The following is a 13,863-nucleotide window of genomic DNA, read 5'->3' as shown; positions in this document are numbered from 1 at the left end:
ACGGATTTGCTTATTTTTTATTTTGGCAAAAATAGAAGAATTGAAATAGTCTTAAAATTGAAATCATTATCAATAATTTTTTAATTGCATCTTTATTAGTAGCAATGGTCTCAAAACCTCAAAAACGTATTAAAAAATTTCTAAAGAGAATGTTACTGCTGGTTGGTAGCATGTTGCTTTTAGGCTTTTTAATTCCACAAAAATTAAAAATGCCTGTTGAAGGTGCTACTGCCAAAGATTATCATTCACAGTCTTTTTGGTATTACCCATGGGGAAAATCCGTTACACACAAAGGGGTAGATATTTTTGCTAAAAAGGGCACCAACGTTCATTCGGCCACAAAAGGCTTTGTGGTGTATTGTGGCCAAGTAGGCTTGGGCGGCAATATGGTTTTGATATTAGGACCTAAATGGCGGGTGCACTATTATGCTCATTTAAATGAAATAAAAACAACGTCATTTCGATATGTAAACCAGCAGTCGGTAATTGGCACAGTGGGCAATTCGGGCAATGCCGTCTCAAAATCGCCACATCTTCATTATACCATAAGTACACCAATTCCGTATATATGGCGAAAGGACAACAGCGTTCAAGGATGGAAAAAGATGTTCTACCTTAACCCGATAGACTATTTTAATTGACCCAAATCTAAGGCTAGTATTTGCTTAATAATCAAATTGTTTTGATGCTAAGAAGACTAACTCATGCACCGAAACCAAAAAACATTACATTTTTTAAGACATTCGGTTGAAAAATTAAAAAAGTAAAACTACTTTTGCAGCCCTTTTTTAAGGGAAACAATAAAAAGTACAGATAAGTGGATACTCTTTCGTATAAAACAATTTCGGTAAACAAGGCAACAGCCAACAAAAGATGGTATGTAGCCGATGCAGAAGGAAAAACCTTGGGAAGATTTGCATCTGAGGTAGCCAAAGTGATTCGAGGAAAAAACAAACCTGATTTCACTCCTCATGTTGATTGTGGTGATAATGTGATTGTTATCAACGCCGAAAAAATCAACCTTACTGGTGCCAAAATGGACAATAAAGTGTATATCCGACACACAACCTACCCAGGTGGTCAAAGAGAAACGGCCGTTAAGGATATGTTGGCAAAGCACCCAGAAAGAGTAATTGAAAAAGCAGTGAAAGGTATGTTGCCAAAAAATAAATTGAGCAACAGATTGTTTCACAACTTATTTGTGTATGCCGGAACCGAACATCCACATGAAGCTCAAAAACCCGAAAATTTAGCGTTGTAATATATGGAAATTACCAACACATCAGGTAGAAGAAAAAACGCAGTTGCCAGAGTTTATTTAACTCCTGGCAATGGTTCTATTACCGTAAACAAAAGAGAATTAAACGACTATTTTCCCACAGCTACACAGCAATTTAAAGTACATCAGCCTTTAGAACTATGCGGTCTAAACGGCAACTACGATGTAAAAGCTGTATTGAGTGGCGGAGGCACAACCGGACAAGCAGAGGCTCTTCGATTGGCCATTGCCAAGGCAATAGTTGAAATAGATGCCGAACACAAATCGGCGTTGCGTAAAGCAGGTTTTATGACCCGCGACAACCGAATGGTTGAGCGTAAAAAACCTGGTCAGAAAAAAGCACGTAAGAAATTCCAATTCAGTAAACGATAATACTCGTATATGTCAGAAATCACGACAAAAACGCTTCTTGATGCCGGTGTACATTACGGACACCTTACAAGTAAATGGAATCCAAAAATGGCTCCTTTCATTTTCATGGAGCAAAACGGAATTCATATTATAGACCTAAATAAAACGCTTTCAAAACTTAACGATGCAAAATCTGCGGTTAAGGGTATTGCAAAATCAGGCCGAAAAATTTTGTTTGTTGCAACAAAAAAACAAGCAAAAGAAATCGTTCAAAACGAAGCTGGTAGAGTAAACATGCCTTTCGTAACAGAGCGTTGGTTGGGTGGTATGCTTACCAACTTTGCTACGGTTAGAAAATCTATCAAAAAAATGCAAACGATAGATAAAATGTCAACCGATGGAACGTATCAGCACTTAAACAAAAAAGAGCGTTTGATGAAAGATCGGGAAAAGGCAAAATTGCAACGTTTGCTTGGTGGTATTGAGCAATTAAACAGACTGCCTGCGGCTCTTTTTATCATCGACGTTAAGCGTGAACATATTGCCGTTGCTGAAGCTCAAAAATTGAATATCCCCATTTTTGCGATTGTTGACACCAACTCAAATCCAAACTTGGCTGATCATCCAATTCCAGGAAACGACGACGCTTCTGCATCTATCGAACTTTTGACAAGAGAATTTTCTAACGCTATTGCTGAAGGATTAAGCGAAAGAAAAGAGGCTAAAGAAAGTGTAAAAGATCAGCAAGAAGAAGTTGCTGCAAATTAATTTTAACAAAATCATTTTAATAGATAAAATCTTATGACAATTACCGCATCAGCAGTAAACGAGTTAAGACAAATGACCGGGGCCGGCATGATGGATTGCAAAAAAGCCCTTACAGAAGCCAATGGCGATTTTGAAGCTGCTATTGACCTGCTTAGAAAAAAAGGACAAAAAATTTCAGCTAATAGAGCCGACAGAGACGCTACAGAAGGTGCAGTTATTGCAAAAGCTTCTGCCGACAACAAAACAGGTGTCGTTTTGCGATTGAGCTGTGAGACTGATTTTGTGGCTAAAAATGCAGACTTTGTAGCATTAGCAGAACAATTAGCCGAAATGGCATTGACCAACAATTGCGAAGATATTGATTCAATCAAAAATTTGACCATTGACGGAATGAGTGTTGCAGAAAGACTTACTTCTGAAATGGGTAAAATTGGTGAAAAAATTGACATCACTAAATATTCAAAAATCAATTCAGCAGCGGTTATCAGCTATATTCATGCGGGTAACAGAATCGGCGTTTTGGTTGGTTTGAACCAATCGGCTGACAATGCTATTGTTGAAGCCGGAAAAGATGTGGCTATGCAAATTGCAGCGATGAACCCTGTTTCGGTTGACGAAAGCGACGTTCCTGCCGATGTAAAAGCCCGCGAATTAGAAATTGGTCGTGAACAAGCTCGTGAAGAAGGAAAACCTGAGGCAATGCTTGATAAAATTGCGGAAGGTAAATTGAATAAGTTTTACAAAGAGAATACGCTTACCAAACAATCTTTTGTAAAGGACAATTCCATTTCCGTTGAGCAAATGCTCGACAATGTAAAATCCGGTTTAAAAGTAGTTTCCTTTTCAAGAATAGCTCTTGGATAAGAAATTAGAAATATTTTAATATAGGGAGAAACATAGTTTCTCCCTTTTTTTTGCTTTTTTTTGAAAAACTTTGATAATGAAATATAAACGAATACTTCTTAAGTTGAGCGGAGAAGCCTTGTTGGGTTCTCATGAGTATGGTATCGATCCAAACGTTTTGGGGCAATATGCCGCAGAAATAAAAAAAGTGGTTGACAAAGGGGTGGAAGTGGCTATTGTAATTGGTGGTGGCAATATTTTTCGAGGTGTTCAGGGTGTAGAGGGCGGTATGGAAGACCGTGCTCAAGCCGACTACATGGGCATGCTGGCCACTGTAATTAACGCCATGGCATTGCAGGGTGCATTAGAAAAAATAGGTATTTATACCCGATTGTTAAGTGCCATTAAAATGGAACAAGTAGCCGAGCCGTTTATTCGTCGAAGAGCCATTCGGCATCTTGAAAAAGGACGGGTCGTAATTTTTGGAGCCGGAACCGGAAACCCATATTTCACCACAGATACAGCTGCATCGTTGCGTTCGGTAGAAATTGAAGCCGATGTGCTTTTAAAAGGTACCCGTGTGGATGGCATCTATACCGCCGACCCTGAAAAGGACACCACTGCCGTTAGGTTCGACAATATTAGTTTTACAGAAGTCATTCAACGCCAACTAAAGGTAATGGACATGACGGCTTTTACGCTTTGTCAAGAAAACAAATTACCTATCGTTGTTTTCGACATGAACAAAGAGAACAACCTACTCAATATTGTTGAGGGCAATATGGTGGGTACGTTAGTAAGCTAAAATCTTATTAAAATAAACGAGGAGACCCGCCAATTGGCGGGTCTCCTCGTTTTAACGGCTAGTATTTTTGTAATTCTCCTTACCTAATCAGCGTAACGGTTCCTGTGTATCGGAACTTTTCGCCGCTCCAACTTACAATGTCGAGCTGGTAGCTATATACTCCCATCGGAACGGGTTGGTGCAAGCCATCTTTGCCGCCCTCTTTTGGTGGCAGGCCGTAGGTGCCATCCCAATCGAGGGTTTTATCGGTGGTCTCCCATATTTTTTCGCCCCAGCGATTAAATATTATCAAGTGATAAAGCTTTGCTCCATCGTTTACATGAGCCCTAAATCCATCGTTTCGCAATGGCCCACCACCATCGGGCGAGAAGGCATTGGGTATATACACCAAAATATCAGGCCCAATAATTACCGGAAGTGTTATCTGATCTTCGCAGCCATATTGGGTGCGAACCGTTAGGGTTACGTCATACGAACCTGTATCGGCTGGGTAGAAAAACAAGGGACTTTTTTGGGTGGAAGTGTCATCAATGCTTGATAAGTCTCCAAAATCCCAAATGTTTTCGGTAATTGTACTGTTCAACACATTGGCTACCGACGATTGGTTGTTGAACTGGAACTTGGGCAATGCTGCCGTGGTGCTGTTGTTGGGGTCGGGAACAAACAAGGCCACCGGTATGGGGTAAACTTCCACGTTCACCGTCAACGTAGTATCGCAGTTATGCTCCGAGGTAATGGTTAAACTTACTTGATTGTCTCCATCATCCGTAAACTGATGGCTGGGTGACTGGATGTTGTCCAAGCCGCCATCGGCATAAGTCCATGCATAGCTGCTTGTCGTTGCATCTACTTTGTTCAGCATATTCACCCCAAAGTTTACATCCACCGGATTACAGCCGTTTAATGTATCTGCCACTATTTCCGCCTTCGGTTTTGGGTGGATGGTGATAAAGAATGTTTCTTCTTTATACGGACATACATTATTGCTTGTTCCAACTATAACTTCTGTACTTGCCACTATCAATATTCGCTCCGTAGAGTCCGCCGAGGTACTAAACGTAAAGGTGGTAGTGGTGTCTTTTGCATCCGCAAATGTGCCTTTCTTTCCGTAATCCCACCATGTAAAATCAGACGCATTTACCACACTTGCTGCTACATCAACCATCATGGCATCTCCTGTTCTGCACAGTTCGATGTCCGGATTTAGGTTGATTTCTTGTTTGCCATGCACCTCTACCAACACCGAGTCTTTGCCCTTGCAGCCAAAGCTGTTCGTATAGTCAAAGTTGATGTAAAACGGTTTGTTGTGTGTTGTTACACTTCCCACCGTAAAGGTGCTGCCCGATACTGCTCCCGATTGTTTGCTGCTCCATTTGCCACCACTACCTGGATAGTTCGACGTTAAGGCAATGTCTGCATCCAACTCGCATTGTACAAAAGGTGCATTGTTTACATAGCCTGTAAGTGGTGTGGTGTTTATTTTCGGTACAGGCAATCCTTGTATCGTTATGTTGGTATCTCTAAATGTGGGACAACCCGATAGGTTGTGGAAGTACCGTAGCTTATATTTAAAGTTACCATCTTTGGCCGGTTTTGCCGTTTGCAGGGTGTTCAGTGTATCGCCTTGAAAGAAACCACCGTTTAACCCTTGATTGAAGCTCGCCGAATCTTTAAAGCCCGTTGCATTGATAGCATACCATGTGCCATCATTGGGTACTACCTTGCTCAGTTCTTTTAAGTCAACCTTGCCCAAATCCCAGCACAAATCAGGGAATGGACTAAAGTCTATCTTCGGTACTTTTACTATTTTTATCTTGCCGGTGTCTCTGCCATAGCATCCATCAATGCTTCTAAACACAAATTCTATTTTGATGGAATCCGACGGACGGCTTCCCAAGTCTATGGTGTTCTCGCTAATGTCTATCTCATAATTGGCCGGGAAACCAAAGCGGGTTTCTGCATTGTACAACATTTTTGACCAATCATACGCTCCGCACTCCAAACAATTCCATTGTTGTGTACCCAAATCCAACTTCAGTTTTGATGGTAATTTTATCGTGCCATCGTCTCTAAAGTTTACAAAACCTTTGTCTTGACAGAAATATCCGTCACGAATGCTTACTTCCGGCAATGGGAATACTTTTATCTCAAACGAGTCGGTGCGTACACATCCGGTGGAAGGATGTACATAACGATAATACACCTCATATCGCTTGGTGGTATCTTTTATGGCTCCTCCGTTCCATGGGTCAAACGTATAAACACCGTTGGAAACTTTCATTAAACTTGGTTTTGAAGGAACTGACCACGCTCCTCCCGTTGGGTCGCCAATCATGTTTATTACCCCTGCATCGCGGCACACGGCCATATCGTTTGGCATTTTTACTGTCGGCAGTGGGTTGACCGTTATTTTTACCGTATCATCATCATAACACCTCGTGGTATCTTCTATTACATACAACTGCAACTGGTAGTCAGTGGTAGTTTTGATGTTGTATTTTAAGGTGTCGTCTCTGCTAAACTCTTTTACATTGGCCGGATTTGTAATGTCATTCCACACATACCAACCACTCTTGGCATTGCCCGCCGTGTCTAAGCCTCCCGCCGCTATTACGACGACATCATTCCAGCACAATACCTGATTTTGACCTGCATCGGCTTTTACTGTGTCGTTTACATGCAGTATCATGGTGTCTTGCCAAAAACAGCCCAAACTATCTACCACCCGAATAACATACTCTCCTTTTACATTGGCCACCAGCATACTGTCGGTGCTTATCTTCACTCCATCCAGATACCATTCTTTATAAAGTGTGTCGCCTTGTCGGATGCGTATCTCTGAGGTATCCCTCGGGTCATCCCAATAGGCCAAACTATCATTTGGCACCAAGTGGATGGTATCGTACGTACATATTCGTCTATCAGGCCCGATAAATACCAATGGGTTTTCGCGTAAATAAACAATGGTGCTATCCCATGCTGTACAGTTGTTGCCATCTTTTATTTGTACGTAAAAAGAGGTGTCGCTCGTCCAATTCGGAACTTCTACATCAATGTAATCGGTCGTGTCGCCCGTTCCCCATTTATATGTAATCGGTGGATATCCGTTGGCGGTTTGAGGTTGAAGCCTCAAGGTGGTGCCTGCACACACAAAAGTGTCAGGTCCTAATGCTATATCAACCTCCAACAATGGCGGAACAACTATCGTATCATAATAATCATTCGGACAGTCGGGCAGATTGTTTATGGTATGTTGCAAAATATACGTTCCACCTTTTCTGAACAAAATCGTATCCTTTTGTTTACTGCTCAAAAAGTTTTTGCTGCTCTCAAAGTATCCATATTTTCGGTCAAACAACACCACACCATTCGTATCCTTTAGCTGCCAGGTATATTTGGCAGGATTTCTAAAGTTCGGGAAAGGTTCGCTTTCAATGGCGTACCTTCCACAATCCAATTTCGTTATTATTCGGTCGGCTTCGGCTATGGGATGAACAATGATTTGAAACGCCCTTACCGTTACGGCATTCAACGGGCAAGCATTGTCACGAGCCGTAACCGTATAAGTATAAGGTATGGTACTGGCCGAGCCAATAGGTGGAGTCCAACAAAATCTACCCGATTGGTTGATAGCCGTTGGGTTGATTACCGTAAAACTCGCCCCTGGAATACCTCGGTTCCAACTTATCGTTACCGTATCCGGATCGGGCGGTGTGGCTGGTGGTGGTGGCTTCTTTACTGCATCTTCTGTGGTAATGGTATAACAAATTTGTTCACCCTCACAGATCTCTCTTTTAAAATCTCCCTTTATGACGGGAGGGTTATTATCAGGGCATTGTTTAATAATAAATTGCATGTCACGCCGAGTGACCCCAATTACTTCCATCTTTCCTGTTGATGGATTTTTCTTCCATTCCGTCATCTCCAACACAACCACAGTTCGATCGTTACAATTGGTAGGAGTACAGCAAATGTCACCCGTCAGAGGGTCAAGACAAAGTCCAATTGGAGGATTTGCATTACAATTACAATATGTTGAAGGTAACCCTCCAGGCAAATACACGTCAAAAGGTTTAGTGTTGGAATAATTTCCGCTGTAAGAAATTATTTGATTGTACCCCTTTAAAGGATGACCAAATGAGTATGAAATGGAATCAAAGTTGGCTGTATCTGATGCTCCGTTGTTGTAGAAAAATGGCTGATTGCAACATAAATAAGCAACTGGCTCCGTAGTAAGGGCGGGGGAACTGTTGCATGGGGCTTTGCACAAATTTACAGTTGCATAGGTGTAAAAATAGTATCCTGCTGCTCCAGTTGTGATATCACCATTTCTCGCCGACTGGCCAGTTTCAAATCGGATAATGCAACAACCGTTTTTTATTAAATTACTGTAAGGGGCTTGATTGAAATCAATGGTAGCCTTGTAAAAGTGTTCCTCTATTCCATCGCTCGCCTTTGTGTTTGTTGGTTTACACGGATTACCAGCCTTGGCACAAACAGGGGTAACATCCCGAATACCGACCAATGACAATGAAACACCTTGAGCAGAACCAGTTGTGGTGCATATTACCTTTGTTTCACTGCTTGGGTTAGAAAGAGATATTCCCGCACATTGACGATAGTATTTTACAAAAATTTCAAACTTTAGTGTGTCAATGCATTTGTAGGTAATATCAGCACCCATCATGTGAGATGCATTTGAAACCATACTTATCATCATGACAGCGATAAGCCAAAGGCCAAGTCTTTTTAAATTGTTTTTTGCGAATTGGTAAAATTGTTTCATACTGTTGTCATTTGTTCTATACAAACTCTTTAGCACCTCAATTCGCTGCACGACAAAATAAAAAAAACAAAAAAGCCCGATGATTTTTCATCGGGCTTTAAGAAACGATAGATATTGTTACCTTAACAACGTCACTGTACCAGTATATTTATAATTGTTACCATTCCAACTGGTTACCTCCAAATAATATCCGTAAACATCGGCCTTCACTGGCTCTCTGTTTGAGTATTTTTTTCTTCCATATTTACCGTCCCAACCTTCTGTTTTGTCGGTAGTCTCCCATATTGCCTCACCCCATCTATTAAATATAACCAGATGATATTTATCAATCGCATCATTTACAACCGGTTTAAAAAACTCATTGACACCTGGCCCACCACCATCGGGCGAGAAGGCATTGGGTATGAATACCAAAATATCAGGCCCAATAATTACCGGAAGCGTAATCTGATCTTCACAGCCATATTGGGTGCGAACCTTTAGGGTTACGTCATACGAACCTGTATCGGCTGGGTAGAAAAACAAGGGACTTTTTTGGGTGGAAGTGTCATCAATGCTTGATAAGTCTCCAAAATCCCAAATGTTTTCGGTAATTGTACTGTTCAACACATTGGCTACCGACGATTGGTTGTTGAACTGGAACTTGGGCAATGCTGCCGTGGTGCTGTTGTTCGGGTCGGGCACAAACAAGGCCACCGGTATGGGGTAAACTTCCACGTTCACCGTCAACGTAGTATCGCAGTTATGCTCCGAGGTAATGGTTAAACTTACTTGATTGTCTCCATCATCCGTAAACTGACGGCTGGGTGACTGGATGTTGTCCAAGCCGCCATCGGCATAAGTCCATGCATAGCTGCTTGTCGTTGCATCTACTTTGTTCAGCATATTCACCCCAAAGTTTACATCCACCGGATTACAGCCGTTTAATGTATCTGCCACTATTTCCGCCTTCGGTTTTGGGTGGATGGTGATATTTAGATATTCCTCCACAGTGGGACAAACATTTGCACTTGTGCCGTTTTGAACAACCGTGTTGGCTATAATCAATAACTTTTCCGTAGAGTCTGCCGAGGTGCTAAACGTAAAGGTGGTGGTGGTATTTTTATCGTCCGCAAATTTGCCATTAGGTTGATAGTAAAACCACGTAAAATCAGATGCGTTTACGGTGCTTGCTGCAATATCAACCGTCATGGCATCTCCTGTTCTGCACAGTTCGATGTCCGGATTTAGGTTGATTTCTTGTTTGCCATGCACCTCTACCAACACCGAGTCTTTGCCCTTGCAGCCAAAGCTGTTCGTATAGTCAAAGTTGATGTAAAACGGTTTGTTGTGTGTTGTTACACTTCCCACCGTAAAGGTGCTGCCCGATACTGCTCCCGATTGTTTGCTGCTCCATTTGCCACCACTACCCGGATAGTTCGACGTTAAGGCAATGTCGTCGTCCAACTCGCATTGTACAAAAGGTGCATTGTTTACATAGCCTGTAAGTGGTGTGGTGTTTATTTTCGGTACAGGCAATCCTTGTATCGTTATGTTGGTATCTCTAAATGTGGGACAACCCGATAGGTTGTGGAAGTACCGTAGCTTATATTTAAAGTTGCCATCTTTGGCCGGTTTTGCCGTTTGCAAGGTGTTCAGTGTATCGCCTTGAAAGAAGCCACCGTTTAACCCCTGATTGAAGCTCGCCGAATCTTTAAAGCCTGTTGCATTGATAGCATACCATGTGCCATCATTGGGTACTACCTTGCTCAGTTCTTTTAAGTCAACCTTGCCCAAATCCCAGCACAAATCAGGGAATGGACTAAAGTCTATCTTCGGTACTTTTACTATTTTTATCTTGCCGGTGTCTCTACCATAACATCCATCGATGCTTCTAAACACAAATTCTATTTTGATGGAATCCGACGGACGGCTTCCCAAGTCTATGGTGTTCTCGCTGATGTCTATCTCATAATTGGCCGGAAAACCAAAGCGGGTTTCTGCATTGTACAACATTTTTGACCAATCATACGCTCCGCACTCCAAACAATTCCATTGCTGTGTACCCAAATCCAACTTCAGTTTTGACGGCAATTTTATCGTGCCATCGTCTCTAAAGTTTACAAAACCTTTGTCTTGACAGAAATATCCGTCACGAATGCTTACCTCAGGCAAGGGGAATACTTTTATCTCAAATGAGTCCGTGCGTACACACCCGGTTGATGGGTGAATGTAGCGATAATACACCTTGTATCGTTTGGTGGTGTCTTTTATGGCTCCGGCATTCCAAGTATCAAATTGATATTGAGTACCTGATTTAATAACCAATCCGGGTTTTGCAGGTACAGACCATGCTCCACCTTTAGTGGCGGCATCCTCTAAGATGTTTAACGTAATTACCCCCGCATCGCGGCACACGGCCATATCGTTTGGCATTTTTACCGTTGGCAGCGGGTTGACCGTTATTTTTACCGTATCATCGTCATAACACCTCGTGGTATCTTCTATTACATACAACTGCAACTGGTAATCGGTCGTTGTTTTGATGTTGTATTTTAAGGTGTCGTCCCGGCTAAATTCTTTTACATTGGCCGGATTCGTAATATCATTCCACACATACCAACCACTTTTGGCATTGCCCGCCGTGTCTAAGCCTCCCGCCGCTATTACGACGACATCGTTCCAACACAATACCTGATCTTGACCTGCATCGGCTTTCACTGTGTCGTTTACGTGCAGTATCATCGTGTCTTGCCCCATACAACCGAGGCTGTCCGTTATTTGAATGACATATTTACCGGCAATGTTGGCAACGAATTGGCTATCTGTACTAATTTTTAACCCATCCAAAAACCAAGTTTTGTAGAGTGTGTCTCCCTGCTGAATGGTAGTTTGTGATGTATCTCTTGGGTCATCCCAGTAGGCCAAACCCAATTGCGGAACAAGATGTATCGTGTCGTAGGTGCAAATTCTGCGATCAACGCCTAAAGAAACCGTTGGGTTAGGTCGCAAATAAACTATGGTTGTGTCCCATGCCGTACAACCGGAATTATCCTTTATTTCAACATAAAAACTTGTATCGGTTACATTATTACCTAACTTAATATTTTTATAGCTTGTGGTGGCTCCATCACGCCAAAGAAAAGTTACCGGAGGATTTGCATTTGAAACCTTTGGTTCGATACGTAAAGTGGTGCCTGCACACACAAAAGTGTCCGACCCAAAAGCCAAATCTACTTCTAAAAGTGGTGGGACTACAAGCGTATCGTAATAAAAATTCGGACAATCGGGTTTGTTGCGAATGGTATGTTTTATTATGTATTTTCCTCCTTTTCTAAATTGAATGGTATCATTTTGTTTGCTACTCAAAAAGTTGTTCGAGCTTTTAAAATAACCTCTCCCTTTATCAAACAGAACAACACCTGTAGAATCTAAAAGCTGCCATTCATACTTGGCAGGAGTTAAAAAATTTGCAAAGGGAGTGCTCGAAACAGAATATTTTCCACAATCAAACGTATCAATATCTCGCTCGGCTTCGGCAATCGGATCTACGTAAACCTGAAAAGCTCTGGTGGCACTGGCGGCCAGTGGGCATGCGTCATCGCTAACCGTTGCGGTAAAGGAATAGGGCAATGTGCTGGCGGTTCCAATGGGTGGTGTCCAACAAAATTGACCCGTTTTTAGCCTCGCATTTGGGTCTGCTATGGTAAACGTAGCACCCGGAATACCTCTATTCCAAGTCAACTGCACAGTATCCGGATCGGGCGGCGTGGCAGGTGGCGGAGGCACTTTCACCTTATCGTCTGTAGTTACGTTAAAACAAATCTGCTCACCTTCGCAGGTATGATACGAAAATTTGGTATTCGTAATGGTTGGTGGATTATTGTCCGGGCAACTCATTACAATAAATTGCATGTCACGCCGCGTGACACCAATTTTTTGATATACACCGGCTGTGTCTTTCCTCCATTCTGTCATGGCTATAACCACCACGGCTATTTCACCGCAATTTGTTGGGGTAAAAATTAAGTCACCCGTTAATGGATCTAACCGAATGCCAATTGGTGGGTTTGAGTTAGGGTTTGAGTAAGGAAATTTTAAGCCTGAAGGATAATATACTGTAATTGGGTTATCGTAGGTAAAATTACCTCCATAAGAACATTGCTGATTTTGACCTCTAAAGGCGGGAGCAAAACTGTAGCTAATGGAATCGTAGTCAGCATTATCAACCGCACCATTATTGAAAACATAAGGTTGATTGCAGCACAAAATAGCTACGGGGTCATTGGTAAGTAATGGCGATGTGTTGCATTTTGCTTTACACGTATTTATCTCGCAACTTGTATAAAATGTTTGTTGTTGCTGCCCGGTGGTTATCAATGCACTTCGCACGTAAAGCAATGCCGATATTTCGAAGTTGCAGCAACCACCTTTCATGGCCTGTCTTAAATCTAAAGTTCCTTCAAAAACATGTTTTTCAATACCATACGGAAAAGACCCGTTGCATGGTTGAGCACACCTGCTCTTTACTGCTTTGCACGTTTTTGTGATATCCACTATGGCCGTTCGGCTCAAGTTAAGCGTTCCCGAAAACGAACCTCCCGAAATACATTTTACCGATAGTGAGGTGGGGGCTGTTTGGCTCGAAGCACAGTTTTCTGACGTGCCACATTTGGGAGATTGCCCCAACACATAGCAACCGTTACAATCTCGGTAGAAATTGTAGGTAACTTCAAAAATACTATCGTTGGTTGATGAGCATTTGTATGTAAAATCAGACCCAATGATGTGGTCGGCATCCGCACGTGTGCATACTAAAAATGGTATCGCTACCAAAATCCATATCCCAATTTTTTTAAAAAGAAATGACACTTTAGAATTCATATTATCAAACACAAGACACACCACAACTACATTTTGATGCTTAGGTCAAGAAATTTATCAAATGTAGATTAAAACCTGAATTTACAAGCAACTAAAACTGTCATTATTTATCAATTCTTGTTTCAAAGATTGACAACACCATTATTCAGTCGTTTTTAAAATCTAACT

8 protein-coding genes are annotated in these 13,863 nt (G+C 41.9%); 6 read left to right on the top strand and 2 right to left on the bottom strand.

The window, feature by feature from the left end; all coding sequences use genetic code 11:
* The first annotated feature begins 209 nt into the window (after nucleotides 1-209).
* The 6 genes from H6607_06645 to H6607_06620 all read left to right on the top strand — a co-directional run bounded on the left by H6607_06645 (nucleotide 210) and on the right by H6607_06620 (nucleotide 4,046).
* Entirely contained in the window at nucleotides 210-641 is a 432-nt protein-coding gene (locus H6607_06645; GenBank protein MCB9262035.1) for a M23 family metallopeptidase, read from the top strand.
* Between the two features lie 176 nt (nucleotides 642-817).
* A complete protein-coding gene (gene rplM, locus H6607_06640; protein MCB9262034.1) occupies nucleotides 818-1,261 on the top strand; it encodes a 50S ribosomal protein L13 in 444 nt (147 codons plus the stop codon).
* Between the two features lie 3 nt (nucleotides 1,262-1,264).
* Nucleotides 1,265-1,651 carry a 30S ribosomal protein S9 gene (gene rpsI, locus H6607_06635; GenBank protein MCB9262033.1) on the top strand — a complete coding sequence of 129 codons (387 nt, stop codon included), beginning with the start codon at nucleotides 1,265-1,267 and terminating at the stop codon, nucleotides 1,649-1,651.
* 9 nt (nucleotides 1,652-1,660) lie between these two features.
* Nucleotides 1,661-2,398 carry a 30S ribosomal protein S2 gene (gene rpsB / locus H6607_06630; GenBank protein ID MCB9262032.1) on the top strand — a complete coding sequence of 246 codons (738 nt, stop codon included), beginning with the start codon at nucleotides 1,661-1,663 and terminating at the stop codon, nucleotides 2,396-2,398.
* A 33-nt stretch (nucleotides 2,399-2,431) separates the two neighbouring features.
* Nucleotides 2,432-3,262 (top strand): elongation factor Ts, encoded by an 831-nt coding sequence (locus H6607_06625; protein MCB9262031.1) that lies wholly within the window; start codon nucleotides 2,432-2,434, stop codon nucleotides 3,260-3,262.
* 76 nt (nucleotides 3,263-3,338) lie between these two features.
* The gene (locus H6607_06620) at nucleotides 3,339-4,046 is read left to right on the top strand and encodes a UMP kinase (GenBank protein MCB9262030.1); all 708 of its coding nucleotides are present in this window, start codon (nucleotides 3,339-3,341) and stop codon (nucleotides 4,044-4,046) included.
* 79 nt (nucleotides 4,047-4,125) lie between these two features.
* On the opposite strand, the gene H6607_06615 is transcribed toward H6607_06620, so the two are convergent.
* On the bottom strand, nucleotides 4,126-8,832 hold the full coding sequence (locus H6607_06615; GenBank protein ID MCB9262029.1) for a gliding motility-associated C-terminal domain-containing protein: 4,707 nt from the start codon (nucleotides 8,830-8,832) through the stop codon (nucleotides 4,126-4,128).
* A 117-nt stretch (nucleotides 8,833-8,949) separates the two neighbouring features.
* Nucleotides 8,950-13,695, bottom strand: coding sequence for a gliding motility-associated C-terminal domain-containing protein (locus tag H6607_06610; GenBank protein ID MCB9262028.1), 4,746 nt, complete (start codon nucleotides 13,693-13,695; stop codon nucleotides 8,950-8,952).
* Nucleotides 13,696-13,863: the final 168 nt, after the last annotated feature.

Source organism: Flavobacteriales bacterium (genome assembly GCA_020635395.1).
GTDB lineage: Bacteria > Bacteroidota > Bacteroidia > NS11-12g > UBA9320 > UBA987.
Note: the sequence above shows the minus strand (reverse complement) of the source record. Positions and strands in the feature narration are given on the sequence as shown.